The organism is Pseudomonas sp. UYIF39 (genome assembly GCF_029963765.1).
Taxonomy (GTDB): Bacteria; Pseudomonadota; Gammaproteobacteria; order Pseudomonadales; family Pseudomonadaceae; genus Aquipseudomonas.
In genome coordinates, this window is record NZ_JALBYU010000012.1 from 153,427 (window position 1) to 173,895 (window position 20,469).

Below are 20,469 nucleotides of genomic sequence, written 5' to 3' on the forward strand. Positions count from 1 at the left end.
ACGGAACACCCATGGCCAAACGCCAACTCAATCGTCGTCAAAACTGGCGCATCGAAAAGATTCAGGGCGAACGCGCTGCCCGCGCCGCCAAACGCGAGTCCTCGGCTGTCGAGGCACTTGAGGGTGGCGACCTGGGTCCGGAACAGACCGGCCTGGTGATCGCGCACTTCGGTGTGCAGGTCGAAGTCGAAGCCCTCGATGGCGATTTGGCCGGCCAGGTGTTCCGCTGTCACTTGCGCGCCAACCTGCCGGCGCTGGTGACCGGCGATCAGGTGGTCTGGCGTGCCGGCAACCAGGGCATCGGCGTGATCGTGGCGCAACTGCCGCGCAAAACCGAACTCTGCCGTCCGGACAGCCGGGGCCAGCTCAAGCCTGTAGCGGCCAACGTCGACATGATCGTCATCGTCTTCGCGCCACTGCCCGAGCCTCACGCCAACTTGATCGACCGTTATCTGGTTGCGGCAGAGCACGCCGGCATCCGGCCGTTGCTGCTGCTCAACAAGTTCGACCTGATCGACGAGCAGAACGCCCCGGCGTTGAATGCCTTGCTGGCGGTTTACCGCACGCTGGGTTACCCGGTGCTGGAAGTCTCGGCGCACCACGGCAACGGCATGGAGCAATTGCAGGAGCAGCTCGACGGTCGCATCAGCGTGTTCGTCGGCCAGTCCGGCGTCGGCAAGTCTTCGCTGGTCAACAGCCTGCTGCCTGAAGTCGAAGCCCGTGTCGGCCCGCTGTCCGAGCTGTCCGGCCAGGGCACTCACACCACCACTACCGCGCGGTTGTTCCACTTCCCCGGTGGCGGTGAGTTGATCGACTCCCCGGGTATCCGTGAATTCGGCCTGGGCCACGTCAGCCGTGCCGACGTCGAAGCCGGCTTCATCGAGTTCAACGACCTGATCGGCACCTGCCGCTTCCGCGACTGCAAGCACGACCGCGAGCCGGGTTGCGCGTTGCTCAAGGCCCTGGAAGAAGGCCGCGTGCAGCAGCAACGGATGAACAGCTACCGTTCGATCATCGCCAGTTTGCCGGAGACCAGTTACTAAGCCGGTACGAAACCTGTGGGAGCGAGCTTGCTCGCGAAAGCGGTATGTCAGCCAACATTGATGTTGAAGCTGATAGCCCCTTCGCGAGCAAGCCCGCTCCCACAGGGTTTCAGTGATCAACAAAAAAGCCGCGATCATCTCGCGGCTTTTTTTGGTTTCAGGATCCTGCTTTTTCCAGCTTCCAGCCCAGAGCGTCCAAGGCGTCACAGCCATCCTGAATCAACATGTGCGCAGCGTTGGCGAAATGCTCCAGGTCGTGACCTTCGGCGTCTTTGACGCACAGGCAGGTGACGCTGTTGAGCAGGTTACGTGCGGCTTTGAGTCGGTGGACGGCGGTTTCAAGAAGATCGGAAGCGCGGGCTTCGGTGTCGATGTACAGCGTCGGGCCGACGCTGAAGTTGCCTTGGAGCGGGTGGTATCTGGACATGGTATGAATTCCTTCTGAAAGATGAAACTCCCACCCTTTTCGCGGCTAATCGAATGGAGTGGCAGCTGTACGTGGGTTAGCCGACCGGTCAGAGGAACCCGGCACACCCGAAGGTGTCCCACGCACAGCCACCATAGACAGATATGTCAGGCAGCAAATTGCGCCGCGATTATACGGGCGCTCGTGCATTCCTCTCAAACGACCGGCTAAGGTCCGTCACCGATTCGTCGGCGACGGACAAACTATAGGTGAGCCTTAAGCGAAGAAAAACCCGGTTTATACGTCTCGGAGACGTCCTACACCTTTCTCAGAAATGCCTCTTTCTTCGATTTTTTACCGCTCGCGGGGGATAGATCAACCTTCTTTCGATACGCCATAACCCTGCTCGTGTTCCAGATCGACAAGCCGAGTGGTAGGGCCATTGGCTTGAAGGCGGTCAGTGACAATCTTTGGCCACAGGTTGCGGGAGCGGCGTTTGGCGATGCGATAGGTGAGTTCTTGAACGCGACAGGTGGGGTAGAAGCAGAGATCGAGTACCAAGCCCAGAACATCGTTACTGCGTAAATAGTTCTTACCTCCGCTCTCTTGCTTTGCCTGTTTTATCCGTTCCAGTGTCTGCTTGAAGCTGTCGCTCATTCTGGGCCGAACGGATAACTGACTTTTTACAAATGCATCCGACTCACTGTGGTTACCGTGTTCATCGAAATAGGGGCCATTGTTCATGTAGGAACGGATGTACTCCCAAAAGCCTTTTTGCATCGCCAGTGATTTACCGAAGTGCGCACCGAGGCTCACCATCAACGCCGTTTCCGGTTTTTCGAATCTGTACACGCGAATTTCCAGCGATGCGCTTTGCATGCCACCAATGTGAGTGCCAACTAGTTGAAATTCATTAGCCACGGCTGAAATGCCATCCCATGGAGTGTGGAATAGTTCGCCTTCGTGATCGAAGTACACTTCGCGAGTGCGGCGGTTAAACAGGATAGGTAGCGGTAGCGGGCGTAGCGTTTCCCATAGGAATGGCATAACAAATAGCGGAGTACATATCGAAAGCATTATGAAAAGGCCCTCGGCTTCACCGCTGTGCATAAGACTGACAAGTCCAAGCCCGATTCCTGCGACCCCACCAATACCGCCCAACACGCCCGTCATCAGTCCTCGATAAGAGTCGCCACCTGCTTGCAAAGCCAAGTAATGCTCGGTGTGTTCATCGGTAATAAACAGCTCCATCGGCTGTTCACCCGCGGGCTTGTCCGCTTCAAGCATGACCGTGGGTTTAGCGCTGTACCGGAGCTGTTCGGGCGTATTCATATCCATGCTCGTTCCATGATTTTTACTGCTGGCAGCGTCAGCCCTTCAAGCGGATGAAAGATCAACTCTCCTTCGATACGCGACAACCCCGATCACGCTCCAGATCGACAAGTCGCGTGGTGGGACCGCCGGCTTTCAGGCGCTCATTGACAACCTTCGGCCACAAGTTGCGGGAGCGGCGCTTGGCGACGCTGTAGGTGAATTCCTGGATTCGAAAACATGGATAAAAAAGAAACGTAAATACGAGCATGACTACATCGCTACCACCCAAGTAGTTTTTTCCGGCATTTTCGGCTTTTGTTTTTTTTACGCCATTGAAAGTGTCCTTAAACCAACCGCTCATATTCGGTTTCACGGCCAACTGACTTTTTACAAAAGCATCCGATTTGCTGTGATTACCGTGTTCGTCGAACCAAGGGCCGTTGTTCATGTAGGCACGGATGTATTCCCAAAACCCTTTTTGCATCGCCAGTGATTTGCCGAACGGTGAACCAAGGCTGATCATGAGTGCCGTATCCGGCTTTTCAAAACTCCACACGCGAATTTCCAGTGCGGCGCTTTGCATGCCACCAATATGGGGGCCCACCAGTTGGAACTCATTGGCTACAGCCGAGATACCATCCCACGGAGTGTGGAACAGGTCGCCTTCATGGTCGAAATACACTTCGCGTGTTCGGCGGTTAAACAGGATGGGCAGAGGTAAAGGGCGCAGGACCTCCCAAAGGAAGGGCACCACAAACAAAGACAGACCAAGGCCAAGCATCATGTAGTCAAAAACACCTTGCATCGCCAGCATTAGGGTAAGCCCTACCGACGCACAGCCACCAATTCCACCTAACACCCCCGTCCATAATCCTCGATCCGAACCGCCGCCTGCTTGCAACGCCAAGTATTGCTCGGTGTGTTCATCGGTAATGAACAACTCCATCGGCTGTTCACCTGTCGATTTGTCCGCCTCAAGCATAATCGTGGTTGCAGCATTGCCTCGGGGTTGCTCCGATGTATTCATATCCATGCTAGTTCCATGATTTTTAATGCTGGCAGCGTCAGCCCTTCTTGTGGGGAATAGATCAACTCACCCTCGATACGCTTCAAGTCCCGTACTCCGTCCTCATGGTACACACGGCGATAAGGGGTAACGCCAACTGGTACAGGAATGCGGCTGCCGCTATGTAGTGAAAAGTCTTTGCCCGTCCATTCGACCTTTTTTATCTTCTCGGGATGGTAGCCGAGTGTATCGCCCCACACTTCAATGCCCTTGAAGTGAATCATCGCATCGGTCAACGATACATTTTTCCCTGGCAGGTTGAGCATCAGGTAGGTGGAAGTAACTTGCCCTTGATAAGGGTGCATTTCTGACAACCGACGAGCATCAAAGCTGATGGGAAACAAAATGGGATACAGCTTATCCATGGAGAGGGTGTAGCTCTTTGACCAAACGTCGTCCGGGCGGATACCAAAATGGCTATTTTTTATCCACTGTTCCAGCGGCGAGTCCGCTGTATAGAGTCGGGTAATGACTCCCGCGACAATCACCACGGTGAGGCCAAGTATTTTTATGGCTAGATGCGGTGCGACATTCATCCCCCCTGCAATGGCCGCAGCTTCACCCACCATCACAGCCGCTTGTGCAGCACGGTACGCCCGGAATAGTTTTACATAAAGCACTATGCCGGCCGACTCGACGCTGACGATAGCCAAATCCGTCCCCATGGTGTCGAGGTCGCCCGCCTGATACGCCTCATAGGCTTCGATCCCGTAGATCACCACATCAAAACTAAGGACAACAGCCTGTAACGATGCAGCAACCGCGGCAATGCCCATTGCTCTGACCAGCATGAGCCTTGCTGGAATAGAAGTCCTCCCACTCTGGCGAACTGCCGAAGCCCAATCAACCTCTGCCACTCGCTGAACGACAGCTGCCCCTGCTGCACCAACGCCAAACACAGCCCCGGCAGCACCAAATCTGCTTTGGGCGGTTTGTTTCTCAGAAAGCTGACCCGTCGCCCAAACAAAATTCACCCCCGCCACCAGCGTCACAATCGACTTGATCGGCGCCTTGCTCAGCGCACTTTTCAAATCAAACACACTGCTCAATTCAACACTCGCAGCCAGATTCACTGGCAACGGTGGCAGCTTGGTGCTGGCAGGGACCAAATGCATGAAAGGGATACCGTCAGCCACACCGCTGGCCAGCGGTGCGACGCTCAAATGCGCAGGCAATGTCTGGCGCGTACCCATCAAGTCGCTATACCACTCGCCCAACTGCCGCGGTGTGACGCCCGAGGTCTGGATGCGCTGATCGCTGCGGGCTAGTGCTGCCGCCATGTACAAATACCCGGCTGTGCCGGTGGCCCTTTCACCCTGATGCAATTGCAGCCCAGCCACCGGGGCAATGGACAGAAATAGAGCCTCTATGCTTGAGGCCGGTTTGTGTTGCTTCAGTTTGTCGGCGGTTTTGTTCAACGCATCGGCATAACCAAAGGCTCTGGCAAGTTTGCTGGCGCCCTCTTGAACAGCAGCCTGGTTATCTCGGGCCACATCACTGAAGTCCACAAGGTATTTGATTTCGCCAACACCCAGCCGTGACGGCAACCCAAGCAATGCCCAAAGCAACCATGGCTTACCGGCCTTGTCACCTTCAAGACTGAGGGTAATGGCCTCGGCCCCGACACTGGTGCTGGCCGGCCCCAGGCAGGCTTCGGCGAAATGCAATTCCAGTGCCTCACGCGCCATCGACTGAGTGATGTCGAAATGGCCGCAAGCCGTGTCCATGCTCGACGGTCCAGCCAATTGCAGGGTGTTGAACCACGCCACCCAGAGTTGGGCCAGACGCCGCGTGTCGGCGGTATACCGGTCGTTCTGGGTTTCTTGATCTTTCCACGCCCGCTGAAGTTCGTCATAGCGAGTGATGGACGGCAACTGTGCCTTCAGTTGGCGGTCGCCTTCGCTCAGTGACTTGATGACACTGGCCATCGCCCACGTTTCAGCGTGATGTTCCTGGTAACTGTCGAATGCTTCTTTACGGACACGCATCAATGCGGCGAGGTCGAGCAGCACGCCCCATGCATCATCTATGACGGCGAAGGTCTGCTGTTCGCAACGCCCCATCTGTTTGAGCACTTTCAACCAGTCGGGTGCGTGCTCCGTCTCGGGTTCCGCGCTCCAGCCATAGCTCGTTGCATCGTTGTATTCGCCAATCTGCTTGGCGACGGTGTCAACCTTGCCGCTGAACGGCGCAACACCCGGAACAAAACTGCGCATGATGCGCTGACGCACAGCGGGGTCTGTTTTGGCAGCCTGGTATTGCGCCTCACTCCAGCGAACGGGCGACCAGACCAATCCGGCAGGGTCGCCAGCTCTTAACACAAGATGGGGTTTGACCCGGGTGTCGATTACCCTGCCCGCACGCGGGGTTTCGGTGAGCTGAGCTTTTTCGACCTGATACTCCACCAGCTTGGGTGGGCTGCTCTCCCAGACGTAGAGCCAACCGTCGCGCAATAAACGCGAGGTGTAATTGAGCGCATGCCTGGTCAAGTCAGGATGACGAGGCCCCAACTCGGGAAACGAGCCGCTCAACGTCGGCAAGTCGTAGGCCTCTGTATCGACAGCGGCGGTTGGGCCGAGGGCGTATCGCAGGGGCAAAACGGCAGCGAACAGCGGGCAGGTTCCAACGCGGATTTTATTCTGGGCACTCATACGTTTTTCTCCGGGTTGGCGGGAAGGCTCAGTGCATGCAGAAGCGGCTCAGGCAGGGTGATTTGCGCGGCCAGACCTTTATTGGCCGGCGCTGAGTCGAATTCCGGCGCTTCGTTTTCCCAAGCGCACACTGGCGCGTTGCCATGGCGTAGCCAGACGCTTTCCACACCAAACCAAAAGCCTGCTGGCCATTGCGCTCCCGCCAAACAGGCGCGTCGCAGAACCGAGCCATCCGCAAGGCGCAACCACAGCTCTCGCTGGTAGTCATCAAAAATGCGCAAGCGACGTTGCAGGATTGGGAGCAATTGCTGAATGCTCAGGGGAGAAGATAGCCAAACACCGTGTTGCAAGTCGCTGCCGCCCCACCACGCGGCATAGGCTGCGCTGCCAATCGAGGCATTCAGCAGAAAAGGCCCTGCTGCGCTGATCGGCTCATAAGCGGTCCCCTTGAATAGCGACTGAGGAGAATCTGCGGCGTAGTGCTCGTTAAGCCAATCGATAGCGCCTTCGTACTGGGCGCCATCAAGCAGGAGCAATCCTTTGTTCGGGACGACCGGGGTCATACTTCACCCCTCTGTGCTTCCTGGGTTTCCTGGGCGACGGTGCATACCGGGCAAATGCCGGAATCGGCCTCACGAAAGACGATGTTCTGTTTGAGTAGCGCTTCCATGGGAAGGGTGTCGATAACCACAGCTTCGGCGGCTTGGGGAGCTGCTGACAGTGCCGCCTGCCCGGGTAGGCCAGTTAGCGGTGAACCACCCACGACAATGGCCACGCTGCTGAATATCCCGCTTGCGTTGATGATGATGTGGTGACCGCCACATTCCCACGTCAAGCTCTGGTCACCCTTTATCACCACATTGGCGGCAGTGACATGAGCGTGCGGTCCAGCCTGAATCACGAGCGTGCCATCCGCTGTTGTGCTGCTGTTGCCGGTGATAGAGATCACCTCGTTGCCGCCGATCACTGTGTTGCGAGCACCTTGGGTGGTGTGCAATTCGTCGCCCTTGATCAGGCTAGTGCTGTGGTTGTCCACCTGTTCAAAGCGGTCGTTACCGATCAGGCTGTGGCTGTCGCGGGTGATCTGTTCGCGGCGGTCGTTGCCAATCTTGGTGTCGCTGTCGTTGAGGATCAGTTGGTCGAGGTCGCGTTCGGCGCGCAGGTAGATTTTTTCCTGCCCGGCGCGGTCTTCAATCGACAGTTCGTTGTAACCGCCTGTTTTCGGGGAACTGTAGCTGCGCAATACGGTTTTGGTTTTGTGCTCGGGCAAGGGGTATGGCACCGCATTGACCTTGTTCGGCACGCACCCGGTAATGAGCGGATTATCGGGATTGCCGTCCAGAAAAGTGACGGCGACTTCCATGCCGATACGCGGAATGGTCACCGCGCCAAAATTTTTACCTGCCCAGTTGGTCGATACCCGCAGCCAGCAACTGCTTTTTTCACTGTTGAGTTCGGCCCTGTCCCAATGAAATTCGACTTTGACGCGACCATACTCATCGCAATAGATCTCCTCGCCGACCGGTCCGGTCACACGGGCAGTCTGGCTGACCAGCAGCGTTTTTCTTGTACGCATCGGCGGCCGGTAAAACACGTCCCACGGAATGACGCTGAAGCTGTTGCGATAGCCCTGGGTAAAGCCGTCTTCAGGTTTGACGTCGCTGGTGATGGCCTCTTCCAGTGACTGAGGCTGTTTTCCAGCGTGTGTCACGTTGAGCAATAACCACAAATCGTTGCAGCCTTCGCGCGGATGCTCTGTCAAGTCGAACAAGTGACCGCAGCGCAGAGTCGGCTGATCGCTGTTGCCCTCGACCAACTGGTAATCGGCACGGTGACGCTCCAAGGCCTGGCGAGCGAGTTGTTTGCCGCGTTTTTCGTTCTCGATCAATGCGGGGTAGCGATAGTCTTCGAGCTCAGGGCTGAACTCGGCAGTGAAGCGGCTTTCCAGCAACAGACTCGGGCGTTGAAAGTCGTAGTGCCGACGCGTTGTCGTGCTGGTTCGGCTGCGAAAACCCGTGGAAAACTGGCTGACGACCGGGTTGTCCGCCACCATGCCGGAGTCTTGTTGGTAAGGGGTTTCGCCCAGTTTGGGGAACCAGGTCTGGTCGTCGGTTAACACCAGCACATGACCGTCTGCCGAATGCTGGTGATGCCATGCGATGCCGTCCTCGGCGCACAGGCGCTGGACTAGCTCGAAATCGCTTTCCCCATATTGCGTGCAGTATTCGCGCTCGGGGCTGGTGCTGACATGGAACGCAAACGCATCGGCCTGAATGCCGTGACCTTTGAGCACCTGAGCAATAATTTGCGGCACCGTCAGGTTCTGGAAAATCCGTTGGTCGTAGCTGAACTGCAAGTAGTGCAGCGTCGGTACAAGGGTCAGGTGATAACGGGTCAGGCGTTTACCGGGTTCACCGACGAACACCTCTTCGATATGGCCATGAAGGCCTTCGCCGTTAAGACCGAACTGGAGGAATGCAGGTTGGCTGAGCAGACTCTCCAGATCGAAATCAGGATTTTCGCTGACCAGTTCAACCTGGATCGCATACAAAGCACTGATGGCCTCAACACCGTCAAAGGCGAGGACTTTGAAATCGTTACGAACAGTGGGAATGTGCAGCGCGAAGTGCGCCGTATTGGCCGATCCGAACATACGCTTATCCTTAAGCAAAGAGGAGATGAAGCGCGATGTCCAAACCGTCCATGGTCTGTGCACGCGAAATTGGCGAGCACCCTACCAAGGGGATTATCGGATAGATGTAGGAACGGTCCCCAACCCACGAAGGACGTTTCCCAACGGGGGATCGGCGCTCAATGAACCGCAGGCAATCTCCCGACGCACAAACGACAGGCACAAAAAAGCCGACATCACTGTCGGCTTTTTTGTGGTCACTGCTTCGGCGGCTCACCCGGTTTCGGCGCCGGATTATCAAACAGATTCAACCGCTCGCGAAGCTCATGCGCCGGCAACGGCTCTTTATCCGCCGGCAACGCATTCGGATCGGCTGGTGTGGCGGGCACTTCGCCCGGTCCGCCCTGCCCTTGCGTCGGCGCTGGTTCTGGAGCCGGTTCCGCACCTTGCGAACCTTCGATGGCACGCTGGGCTTTCTTGGTCAGCACAATAATGTCGATACGGCGATTGACCGGATTGAACGGGTGCTCGCGATCGAACAACGCCGACGAGGCATAACCGACGACGCGCGCCACCTGTGCATCCGGATAGCTACCCGCGACCAGCGCACGACGGGCAGCGTTGGCACGGTTGGCCGAAAGCTCCCAGTTACCAAAGTCACCGGTGCCCGTGTACGGCTTGGCATCGGTGTGGCCGCTGATACTGATCTTGTTCGGCACCGCCTTAATGGTGTCGGCCATGGCCAGCAGGATGTCTTCGAAGTACGGCTTCAGACGGGCACTGCCGGAGTCGAACATCGGTCGGTTTTCGGCGTCCACGATCTGGATGCGCAAACCGTCAGGCGTGATTTCGAAACTGATCTGGTCTTTGAATTTCTTCAGCTGCGGGTTCTCTTCGACCTTGGTCTGCAGTTCTTGCAGCAACAACTCGAGACGTTCCTTCTCGACCTGCTCGGCCATGCCTTCAACCTGCTCGGCGTCGATGGTCACCTTGTCCGGCTGCGGCTGAGATTTCACCTCGGGGTTGAGGGTGTTCTCCGGCGCCAGGGTCGGTGTGCCGCCCAGGTCGATGATGTACGGCGTGCCGCTTTCGGAAAAGCCGACCGGGTCCTTGAAGTAACCGGCGATGGCGATCTTCTGTTCAGGCGTTGCGGTGGACAGCAGCCACAGCACCAGGAAGAACGCCATCATCGCCGTCGCGAAGTCCGCGAAGGCGATTTTCCAGGCGCCCCCGTGATGCCCGCCGGCGATGCGCTTGACGCGCTTGATGATTATCGGCTGGTTATTTTCCATGACTTAGCGACCGCGGACCGCTTGTTCCAGCTCAGCAAAGCTAGGACGGTGCGCCGGGTACAGAACCTTGCGGCCGAACTCTACCGCCAGCGACGGCGGCATGCCGGACGCCGAAGCGACCAGCGAGGCCTTGATGGCTTCGTAGACGTTCAGTTCTTCCTTGGCATCGTGGCCCAGGGAAGTGGCCAATGGGCCGAAGAAGCCGTATGCCGCGAGAATACCGAAGAAGGTACCGACCAGGGCTGCACCCACGTGCAGACCGATAGATTTCTGGTCGCCTTCGCCCAGGGAAGCCATGGTCACCACGATACCCAGTACCGCCGCAACGATACCGAAACCCGGCATGGCATCGGCAATGCCGTTCACCGCGTGGGCAGGGTGTTCCAGGTCTTCCTTGAGGCTGTAGAGTTCCATGTCGAACAGGCCTTCCAGCTCATGGGGAGCCATGTTGCCGGAGGACATGATGCGCAGGTAATCGCAGATGAAGGCGGTCATGCGTTCGTCTTTGAGTACAGTCGGGTACTTGGCGAAAATCGGGCTCGCAGCGGCATCTTCGATGTCGCCTTCGATGGCCATCATGCCTTCGCGGCGGCTCTTGTTGAGGATCTCGTAGATCAGGCCCAGCACTTCCAGATAGAACGTGTGGTTGAAACGCGAACTGAACATGCCCAAGGACTTCTTGAGCACGTGCATGGTCATGTAACCGGGGTTGGCCTGCAGAAATGCACCGAGTGCCGCACCACCAATAATCATCACCTCGAAGGGCTGAATCAGGGCGGCAATTTTGCCGTGGGAGAGCACGTATCCGCCGAGTACGCTCGCGAATACGACGATGATGCCGATTATTTTAGCCATAGGTAGGAGAGCACTTACTGAGTCGGGTTCAAGGTCATATTCGGAAGTTAAAAAATCTCTTCTTCTACTTATCGGCAAAACTGCGCCAGACTATAGCCAGTTCAGGCGAAAAGCCAATTTGGCCCGCTCCGGGCATAGGTAATGCAGGCGATGATCGCGTCCAACCATGGCTAACGAAACGAACGTTCCAACTCCAAAACCGACCACTCTCGAAGGCTGGGTCAAGCTTCTCGATGGCGTGCGCCTACCGGTTCCGCAAGCCAGTCATGACCGTGTCTGCAAGGCCATCGCCAACAGTCGCAGCTCCTTGCGCGATATCGCCGAACTGATACAGGACAGCCCGGCGCTGGCCCTGAGCGTGATTCGCGAAGCCAATCGCCACACCCATGGCAGCATGACCGAGCCTGCGGAAAACCTTGAGGTGGCGATCAATCGCCTCGGTTTGAAGCGCACCGAAGAACTGCTCGCCCGCCTGCCCGCCGAACCTCAGTTAGACATTCCGGTGGCCCTGCGTCAGCTGCAGATGATCAGCCAGCACGCGACCCAACAGGCCAACGGTTTTTTCGCCAGTCGCCTGGCGCGGCTGTGGCAGGACATCCACTGGGGCAGCCTGCTGTTTCTCTCGCCGCTCTGGCCGATGGCATTGACTCATCCGCAGTTGCTCGAAGAGTGGGAGCTGCGGGTTATCCATAAAGGCGAGTCGGCGCGCAAAGTCGAAAAGCAATTGTTCGGCGCTCGCCTGCTGGATATCTGCCTGGCGCTCGTGGACATCTGGCGCCTGCCGATCTGGGTGCAGCAGGGTTATCGGCTGCTGCTCAACGAGCAGCGTGAGCTGGTGAAAGTGCTGCGCATCGCACGCGACAGCGATCATCCATTGCGCCAGCAGAACCGCCTCGACGACGATCCGACCCTGCGTCGCTGGCTCAATCAACCGGCCAATACGGTGCTGCTGGCCAACGGTCTTGCGCTATCGGCGCAACAGGCCTGGGACAGTCCGCACAGTGAACGCTGGCAGTACCTGACCAGCCTTTACCTGCAAATACCGATGGACGAAGTGCAGCAGCAATTGCACCAACAGGCCGCCAACAGCGCCCGCCATCACGCCATGCCAGACCTTTGGCACCCGGCCGTTTCACTGATCTGGCCATGGGGTATGAACCGCGTGCACGCAGGCTTGCTGCCGGCCCCGGCGCCGACTGCCGAAGACCTGGCGAAATGGCGCAGACAGTGTGCCGAGTTGCTGGTCGAGCCAAGTCGCTTCACCAATGCCATGCACTTGACCACGTCTGCCCGGGACGCTTTGGTCGCGTGCGGCATGCGTCGGGTGATGATCCTGATGGCCGACCGCCCCCATGACAATCTGCGAGTGCACCAGACGGCCGGGCTGCAAAAAGAAGTGGCCGGTCTGAATTTCGCCGTCAGCCAGAGCACCTTGCTGCAACGCCTGCTCTCGCAACAAGCCCAGGTGCGCCTGACACCGGCCAACTACGCACAATTCTCGGCCCTGTTGCCGGCCAGCCTGCGCTCACAGTTCGGCGGCGAACACTTGCTGCTGCGTTCACTGGTCAATAATGGTCGGGTGATCATGATTGTGGTGGCGGATCAAGGCGGCGGGCCGTTCTCGGAAATCACCGTGCAAGCCTTCGGTAAAACCGCGCAGTGCATCGAAAAGGCACTGCACAGCTTTAGCCACCGCGGCCAATGACGCTGCGCTACAATCCTCCCCTTTGTGTTCTGGAGACCTCACATGTCTGACTTCTCTGGCTTGCCGCTGGTCATCGAGCCGAGCGACTTGCTCCCCCGTCTCGACGCTCGCGATCTGATTCTGGTGGACCTGACCAGCAGCGCCCGCTATGCCGAAGGGCATATCCCCGGCGCGCGTTTTGTCGATCCGAAACGCACGCAACTCGGTCACGCACCTGCGCCGGGACTGATGCCGCCGCAAGCGGCACTCGAAGCGCTGTTCGGTGAGCTGGGACACAACCCCGATGCGGTCTACGTCGTCTATGACGACGAAGGCGGCGGATGGGCCGGGCGCTTTATCTGGCTGCTGGATGTTATCGGCCACAGCAAGTACCACTATGTCGATGGCGGCCTGAAGGCCTGGCTGGCAGAAGGCTTGCCTATGTCGATCCAGATCCCGGCAGCGGTTGGCGGCCCGGTTGCGTTGACCCTGCATGATGAACCCACCGCCACCCGCGAGTACCTGCAAAGCCGTCTCGGTGCTGCCGACCTGGCGATCTGGGACGCGCGCGGGCCGCTGGAGTACTCCGGCGAGAAAGTCCTGGCGGCCAAGGCCGGGCACATTCCCGGCGCGGTCAATTTCGAATGGACCGCGGGCATGGATCAGGCGCGCAACCTGCGCATCCGTACCGACATGCCGCAGATCCTGGAAAAACTCGGGATCAGCAAAGACAAAGAAGTGATTACCCACTGCCAGACTCACCACCGTTCTGGCTTCACCTATCTGGTGGCCAAATCCCTCGGTTATCCGCGGGTCAAAGGCTACGCCGGTTCCTGGGGCGAATGGGGCAACCACCCCGATACGCCCGTAGAGATTTAAGGTTTTTAAGGACAGTTAATGAATAAGCGTTTGTTTATCCTCAGCCAATACCTGCTGCCCCATCACCTGCTGTCGCGACTGGCCGGCTGCATTGCCGAATGCCGCGTGCGCTGGTTCAAGAACGCCTTCACCGCCTGGTTCGCCAAGCGTTATCAGGTGGATATGTCGCAGGCACTGGTCGAAGACCTGACCGCCTACGAACACTTCAATGCGTTCTTCACTCGCGCCTTGAAGGACGGTGCTCGCCCGTTGGACGAGACGCCAGGCGCGATCCTCAGCCCGGCCGACGGTGCGGTCAGCCAACTCGGCCCGATCGAACACGGTCGCGTGTTCCAGGCCAAGGGCCACAGCTTCAGCGTGCTGGAATTGCTGGGCGGCGACGCTGCCAACGCTGCGCCGTTCATGGGCGGTGATTTCGCGACTATTTATCTGTCGCCGAAGGACTACCACCGCGTGCACATGCCGTTGGCCGGCACTCTGCGCGAGATGGTCTACATCCCGGGCCGGATCTTCTCGGTCAACCAGACCACCGCCGAAAACGTTCCGGAACTGTTCGCCCGCAACGAGCGTGTGGCGTGTATTTTCGACACCGAGCGCGGGCCGATGGCCGTGGTGTTGGTGGGCGCGATGATCGTTGCGTCGATCGAGACCGTTTGGGCCGGGCTGGTCACTCCGCCAAAACGCGAGCTGAAAACCTTCCGCTACGACGAAGCCGCCCGTGCACCGATCCATTTGGAGAAAGGTGCAGAATTGGGTCGGTTCAAACTGGGTTCGACCGCTGTCGTGCTGTTCGGGCCTGATCAAGTGAAGTGGGCTGAAGAACTGGCGGCCGGTTCACCGGTGCAGATGGGCCAGGGCATGGGCCTGGCAAAAGCCTGATCCCTTCAGCCAAGGCACAGAACCTGTGGGAGCGAGCTTGCTCGCGATAGCAGACTGGCAGCCAGCACAGGTGTTGAATGTAAGAACGCAATCGCGAGCAAGCTCGCTCCCACATTGGGTTGTGGTATTCAAGTTCTTAATTGACCGGCATTAACCATTGATCCGCCCTTTCGAACGTCTTCGAAGGGGCGGATGCCACTCGGTGGTGCCGTTACTCTATCTGTCCGCGGAAGCCGATCGGCCCTTCGTTGGCGTAGGTATTGGTGCCACTGAGGTTTTTCCCTCCATCACTGGAGGTCACGCTCAACGCCACAACGTTTTGATTATCCCGGCCTCCGATGACCCATTTGCCACCCGGATGCCACGGGGCATCGTTGCCGCCCCACTGATTTTCAACGTTGTAATGGTTCTGGCTCGTGCGTTGAGCCTTGAAGCCAATGGGACCTTCACCTGCATACGTCATGGTGCCGGTGAAACTCTTCCCGCCATCGCCCGATTTGATCTCGATCGCGACAACGTTCTGGTTGTCCCGCGCGCCTAGCGTCCAGTCTCCGCCCGGATGCCAGGGTGCCGAACTACCGCCCCATTGATTTGCCACTACATATCTAGACATAAACTTCATCTCCTTGAAGTTACAAAGAGACCTGCCCTGTGTAGGCAGCAGGCCGTACGACTGTGCGTATCCAGTCGCACGAGTGTCAGATTAGTAGTACGCCCGGATGGCACTCGACTGACAGACAAACGGTAGAAATCCATAGCTGCTACAGTCAGGTTATTCACTGCCCAATTACCGGTTGGAGTTTTTCCACGGCATGAATGAGACCAGCCCCCACCTCCTGCTACGCGCCCCGATCCCGACGCAGTTGCGCCTGTCGTTCTGTGAAGCCACCCCGCGCGATCTCAAGCGCTGGATCGCCAATCTGCCCAAAGCCAACATCGGTGAAACCGCTCGCCAGCTGTATCAAGGCTTGAGCGAACTCAACCAGCTGCTCACGCCCAGCGACAATCGCCTGCAATTGCTCGAACTGCTGCGGCCCGAGGCGTATTACGTCTGCAAACACCTTGAGCAGCATTTCCTGCATCAGTCGATTGTCCTCGACGAGCGCTCTCGCAAGATCGCCAACCTCTGCCAGGCGCTGCAAAGTCACTTGGCCATTGGTTATAAACAGATCGTGGTGCGCATCACACCAAGGTTCAGCAAGGACCGTGCGCCGCTGCTGACCCAAGCGCTGCAACGGGCGATCCATTGCCTGAACGGGCCGCTGATTCGCGCTACCAAACTCTATTGCCCCGTGCCGGAAGGCCTGTGGCTGGAGCTGCATCAGCTCTACCGGATCGCCTGCGCGCACCGGCTCCAGCACACGAGCCTGCGCGATGAGCTGGCCAGCCAGACGCAAACCTTGAGCATCGAACAGACGTACGTGGTCGCCTTGCTGCTGGGCGCCTCACGCTGCAACCAACTGCGCCAGCACCAGATTGCCCGGGTGGCCGAGGTGCTGGAACCCTGGAGCCAATGGATTAAACTGCAACCCGGCAAGCCGGCCACCGGGCTGTTTGCCGTCGCGCAAGACCTCGACACCGGGCCGCGTTACCGCACCAAGTTCCGGGCCGAGCAGCAGGAGAGTTTGCTGGGGATCGATCCGCAGCCTCTGATTGCGGCCATCGAAGGGCATTTGCAGAAACTCGACAGCTCATCGCCACTGCCCGTGCCGGCAGGGTTAAGTCTGGATACGTTGCAACACCTTCATGCCGCCTGGGGCCAGACTGCCGAACGCAGTTTCCAGCGCACCGTCGGCCAAGGCACGTTGACCCTGTGCATAGGCATGAGCGCGCTGCACTTTTATATGGGTGGGCAACGCTCATTCAGCGACATCCTGAAAAACCACGGCGCCCGGCCTGCACAATTTTCGGTAACGTCAGCGACCGGCCAGGAAAAGGACCAATGGCACCAGGCCTTCGACGCCGCCCCCCAAGGCAATGCAGACGCTCTATTGCCCTACGAAGAGATCGAATACCCGCAGCTTCAGAATGACGACAGCCACGATGCATCCGACCGCAATCAGCACTTCCCGACCCATGTCCTGTCAGTGATCAATCACAGCCCCGGCGGTTACTGCCTGGCCTGGCCCGCCGCTGTGCCGACCGAGTTACAGGCGGGTGAGATGGTCGGTATCGAGGATTCTGCCGGTCAGGGCTGGAGCATCGCGGTGGTGCGCTGGATCCGCCAGGTGCGCGGCGGTGGCACGCAGATGGGCATCGAGCAGGTTGCGCCCTACGCCGAGCCTTGCGGCCTGCAACTGGTGCGCACCCGTGATAACCACTGCCAATACCTGCGCGGCCTGTTGCTGCCGCAAATCAGTGCCATCGACCAGCCGGCCACTTTGCTCGCGCCGCGCCTGCCCTTTCAGGAGGGCAACAAGGTCATGATCAATACCCACGGCGAGGAACACCGGGTCGGGCTGGAGCGGCGGGTGGCGAGCACCAACAGTTTCAATCAGTTCGCCTACCGTCCACTGGAGGTAGCCAAAAACGACAACGCCGCGGTGAGCGGCGCTGAGGACGATTTTGATTCGTTGTGGAAAACACTTTGAGGGTGAATCTGTAAGACCGTGATGCGGCCTTCGCGAGCAAGCCCGCTCCCACACTGGATCTGCGTCGAACAGAGATCAATGTGGGAGCGGCGGTGCGGCGATCCGACTTGCTCGCGAAGGGGCCAGTTTAGTCAATACAATACTTAGAGCTGCCCGTCGCGATCCCGGAAACCCAGCAGATACAGCACGCCATCCAGCCCAAGGGTGGAAATCGCCTGCTTCGCCGACTGCTTGACCAGCGGCTTGGCACGGAACGCCACGCCCAACCCGGCAATCGCCAGCATCGGCAAATCGTTGGCGCCGTCGCCGACCGCAATGGTCTGCTCCAGACGCAAACCTTCCTTGTGCGCCAGTTCCTTCAGCAGATCCGCCTTGCGTTGCGCATCAACAATCGGCTCGACCGCCACGCCAGTCACTTTGCCGTCTATTACTTCCAGTTCGTTGGCGAACACGTAGTCGATGCCCAGCTTGGCCTGCAATTGCTTGGCGAAGTAGGTAAAGCCGCCCGACAGGATGGCGGTCTTGTAGCCCAGACGCTTGAGTTCGGCGAACAGTGTTTCGGCACCTTCGGTCAGACGCAGGGAGGCGCCGATGGAATCCAGCACGCTGACGTCCAGCCCTTTCAACAAGGCCAGGCGCTCCTTGAAGCTGGCGCGAAAGTCCAATTCGCCGGCCATCGCCCGCTCGGTGATCGCAGATACCTGATCGCCCACTCCGGCAGCCTTGGCCAGTTCGTCGATCACTTCAGCTTCGATCAGCGTCGAATCCATGTCGAACACCGCCAGGCGGCGGTTACGACGGAACAGCGAATCTTCCTGGAAGGCGATGTCGACGTTCAGTTCCTGCGCGACGCTGAGGAATTCGGCCCGCAGCGCTTGCGGATCAGCCGCTTCACCACGAACGGAAAACTCGATGCAGCCCTTGCCCTGATCGGCCGGGGTGTCCAGCGGCATACGCCCGGACAGACGATCGATGTGGTCGATGTTCAGGCCATATTTGGCGGTGATCGAACTCACGGCCTGCAATTGCCCGGCGGTCACTTTGCGGGTCAGCAGGGTCACGATGTGGCGTTTCTTGCCCTGATTGCCAACCCACTGCTGGTAATCCTCTTCGGACACCGGCGTGAAACGCACCTGCTGATCAAGCTTGTAAGCCGTGAACAGGATGTCCTTGAGCACCGACTTGCCTTGCTCGGTGTCAGGAATTTCAACCAGGATGCCGAACGACAAGGTGTCGTGGATCACCGCCTGACCAATGTCGAGAATGTTCACACCACCCTGGGCCAGAACGCCGGTAATGGCTGCAGTCAGACCCGGACGGTCGACTCCCGTGATGTTTATCAGGACGATTTCGCGCAAGGCGCACCCCCGCAGGTGGAAAAAAACCGCATTCTACCCACTTTCAGTGACCATCGGGCACCGTGAGCGCTTTGACGGTCTAGGGCCTGTCGCTATACTGCGCGTCAACTTCACGGACAAAAGAGCCGAGCTCAAGTGAACCGGCCCACGCCAGTAAAAACCGATAACTTCTTTCTGCTGATCTTCCGTGCACTGCGCCACCGCCGTGTACCGATTGCATTGCGCATTGCCAGCCATAACGTGATCCTGGTCGCTCTGGCCCTGGTGATTTATGCCTGTGTGATGGGTTTGCAGTTCAAGCAGGCCATGCACGAGCAGGCGGATGCGCTGGGCGAAAGCCTGACCACGCAAACTGCCACGTCCGCCACGGAGCTGTTGGTGTCCAACGACATCCTCAGCCTCAACGTGCTGCTCAACAACCTGACCAAAAACAAGCTGGTGGCTCACGCTGCCATCTACAGCGTGGATAACCGCATCCTCGCCGAAGCCGGTCAGCGCCCCAAGCACAGCCTGCTGGGCGAAGCCGAAGGCATGTACCAGAGCAAGATCACTTTCCAGGATGTGACCGCCGGGCAACTGCGCATCAGCCTGGACATGGATCAGTTCCAGCAGCCGATGACCATCAGCCTGCAAAGCATGGGCATTTTGAGCGCGATTCTGCTGGCGCTGTCCCTGGCCTTGAGCCTGCGCCTAGGTCGGCACATCTCCACGCCGCTGCTGCAATTGCGGGTGTGGCTGCGCCATATCGACGAATACACCCCGGCCACCGAGCGTCAGGACGAGATCGGCGATCTGGCTCGCCAGCTGCACGCCGACTTCGCGCCAGAGCCCGCCGAGCCGGAACCCGCTCCCGAGCCTGAATACGACGAAAGCGACTACGAAGACCCGGACGATAACGAGCCAACCTTCGAAGTGCGCAATTTGCGTGACCCGAGTTTCGATGAATCCAAGCCTGTGGCCGGCCTCAAACCTGCGCCACGGCGCATTGTCAGCACCGTTGAAGACGATGATGACGACGATGCATTTGCCGACCTGCGTGATGAATCAGCGTCGACCGCGCCGAAACCGGTAGCCAAACCGCAACTATCGAACGTGCCGCAGCACAGCGCGGTGCTGGCCGTGCAACTGGGCGCTCAGGATCAGCTGCGTCGTCTGCCCCGCACACGACTGGAAGAACTGCTCAAACGCTATCGCGACTGCCTCGATCAGGCCGCCTCGCTCTACCAGAGCGAGCTGCACACCCTGAACGATGGCAGTACGTTGATGCTGTTCCATACCGAAGACAGCGGCGATGACTACCTGACCAATGCCATCTGTTGCGGTGAGTTGTTGCGGGCTCTGGGCCATCAGTTGCAGATCGAAGTCGCCGACAGCGGCATCACCCTGCAATTGCAACTGGGCCTGACCCTGGGTGACGAGCTGTTCGGCCTGAGCCAGATCGATCTGCTGCTGACCGAAACCGCTCAGGATGCCCTGGCCCTGTCGCAACACAGCCGTAACCTGCTGCTGGTGGAGCGCAAAATCGGTGACGACGCGCTGATCCGCCAGCGCGCACGGATCCGACCGATCGCCAGCCCGGAAGGCGCTTGCTGCGTAGAGCGACTGATGGAGCCTTATCCGTCGATGCTCGAGCGGCAACTGGCGCGGATGCATGAGCGCCGGGCGTAAATAGCCCCGCCAGGAAAAAGCCCGCAGACGAGTAATCGTCTGCGGGCTTTTTTGTTGCCTGCTCGGGCCTCATCGCGAGCAAGCTCGCTCCCACAGGGACCTTGTGTACGCCAGCGATCCAATGTGGGAGCGCGCGTGCGCGCGCTGCGGC

At 58.6% G+C, this 20,469-nt stretch carries 16 protein-coding genes; 6 read left to right on the forward strand and 10 right to left on the reverse strand.

Going from position 1 to position 20,469, the window contains the following annotated elements:
• Positions 1-11 precede the first annotated feature (11 nt).
• Positions 12-1,043: a small ribosomal subunit biogenesis GTPase RsgA gene (gene rsgA, locus MO767_RS18010; protein ID WP_008153263.1), complete on the forward strand. Its 1,032-nt coding sequence runs from the start codon at positions 12-14 to the stop codon at positions 1,041-1,043.
• A gap of 157 nt (positions 1,044-1,200) precedes the next feature.
• Here the strand turns inward: rsgA and MO767_RS18015 are convergent, their stop codons facing one another.
• The 8 genes from MO767_RS18015 to motA all read right to left on the reverse strand — a co-directional run bounded on the left by MO767_RS18015 (position 1,201) and on the right by motA (position 11,259).
• Positions 1,201-1,470, reverse strand: a complete 270-nt coding sequence (locus MO767_RS18015) for a hypothetical protein (RefSeq protein WP_282481591.1) — start codon at positions 1,468-1,470, stop codon at positions 1,201-1,203.
• A 354-nt stretch (positions 1,471-1,824) separates the two neighbouring features.
• The gene (locus MO767_RS18020) at positions 1,825-2,787 is read right to left on the reverse strand and encodes a hypothetical protein (RefSeq protein ID WP_282481592.1); all 963 of its coding nucleotides are present in this window, start codon (positions 2,785-2,787) and stop codon (positions 1,825-1,827) included.
• Positions 2,788-2,842: 55 nt separating this feature from the next.
• On the reverse strand, positions 2,843-3,796 hold the full coding sequence (locus tag MO767_RS18025; RefSeq protein WP_282481593.1) for a hypothetical protein: 954 nt from the start codon (positions 3,794-3,796) through the stop codon (positions 2,843-2,845).
• Complete coding sequence (locus MO767_RS18030) at positions 3,787-6,480, reverse strand: toxin VasX (protein WP_282481594.1); 2,694 nt, start codon at positions 6,478-6,480, stop codon at positions 3,787-3,789. Before MO767_RS18030 ends, MO767_RS18025 begins: the two co-directional genes overlap by 10 nt.
• Positions 6,477-7,043 carry a DUF4123 domain-containing protein gene (locus tag MO767_RS18035; RefSeq protein ID WP_282481595.1) on the reverse strand — a complete coding sequence of 189 codons (567 nt, stop codon included), beginning with the start codon at positions 7,041-7,043 and terminating at the stop codon, positions 6,477-6,479. The genes MO767_RS18030 and MO767_RS18035 overlap by 4 nt, the downstream gene beginning before the upstream one ends.
• A complete protein-coding gene (gene tssI / locus MO767_RS18040; RefSeq protein WP_282481596.1) occupies positions 7,040-9,133 on the reverse strand; it encodes a type VI secretion system tip protein VgrG in 2,094 nt (697 codons plus the stop codon). Before tssI ends, MO767_RS18035 begins: the two co-directional genes overlap by 4 nt.
• A 236-nt stretch (positions 9,134-9,369) precedes the next feature.
• Positions 9,370-10,404, reverse strand: coding sequence for a flagellar motor protein MotB (gene motB / locus MO767_RS18045; RefSeq protein WP_282481597.1), 1,035 nt, complete (start codon positions 10,402-10,404; stop codon positions 9,370-9,372).
• 3 nt (positions 10,405-10,407) lie between these two features.
• On the reverse strand, positions 10,408-11,259 hold the full coding sequence (motA, locus tag MO767_RS18050; protein WP_282481598.1) for a flagellar motor stator protein MotA: 852 nt from the start codon (positions 11,257-11,259) through the stop codon (positions 10,408-10,410).
• 166 nt (positions 11,260-11,425) lie between these two features.
• Here motA and MO767_RS18055 point away from each other — a divergent pair, with 166 nt between their 5' ends.
• Genes MO767_RS18055 through asd form a run of 3 tightly spaced genes read left to right on the forward strand, consistent with a single transcriptional unit; the run spans position 11,426 to position 14,701 of the window.
• Positions 11,426-12,964, forward strand: a complete 1,539-nt coding sequence (locus tag MO767_RS18055; protein WP_282481599.1) for an HDOD domain-containing protein — start codon at positions 11,426-11,428, stop codon at positions 12,962-12,964.
• A 42-nt stretch (positions 12,965-13,006) separates the two neighbouring features.
• Positions 13,007-13,822, forward strand: a complete 816-nt coding sequence (locus MO767_RS18060; protein WP_134419803.1) for a rhodanese-like domain-containing protein — start codon at positions 13,007-13,009, stop codon at positions 13,820-13,822.
• Positions 13,823-13,840: 18 nt separating this feature from the next.
• Complete coding sequence (asd, locus tag MO767_RS18065; protein WP_046045706.1) at positions 13,841-14,701, forward strand: archaetidylserine decarboxylase; 861 nt, start codon at positions 13,841-13,843, stop codon at positions 14,699-14,701.
• 211 nt (positions 14,702-14,912) lie between these two features.
• Here asd and MO767_RS18070 read toward each other — a convergent pair whose 3' ends face one another.
• Positions 14,913-15,314 carry a lectin OAA gene (locus MO767_RS18070; protein ID WP_282481600.1) on the reverse strand — a complete coding sequence of 134 codons (402 nt, stop codon included), beginning with the start codon at positions 15,312-15,314 and terminating at the stop codon, positions 14,913-14,915.
• A gap of 199 nt (positions 15,315-15,513) precedes the next feature.
• Here MO767_RS18070 and MO767_RS18075 point away from each other — a divergent pair, with 199 nt between their 5' ends.
• Complete coding sequence (locus tag MO767_RS18075) at positions 15,514-17,292, forward strand: molecular chaperone (RefSeq protein ID WP_282481601.1); 1,779 nt, start codon at positions 15,514-15,516, stop codon at positions 17,290-17,292.
• Positions 17,293-17,435: 143 nt separating this feature from the next.
• On the opposite strand, the gene serB is transcribed toward MO767_RS18075, so the two are convergent.
• Positions 17,436-18,650, reverse strand: coding sequence for a phosphoserine phosphatase SerB (serB, locus tag MO767_RS18080; protein ID WP_150656647.1), 1,215 nt, complete (start codon positions 18,648-18,650; stop codon positions 17,436-17,438).
• A gap of 135 nt (positions 18,651-18,785) precedes the next feature.
• Between serB and MO767_RS18085 the strand changes: the two genes are divergently transcribed.
• The gene (locus MO767_RS18085) at positions 18,786-20,318 is read left to right on the forward strand and encodes an AhpA/YtjB family protein (RefSeq protein WP_282481602.1); all 1,533 of its coding nucleotides are present in this window, start codon (positions 18,786-18,788) and stop codon (positions 20,316-20,318) included.
• Positions 20,319-20,469: the final 151 nt, after the last annotated feature.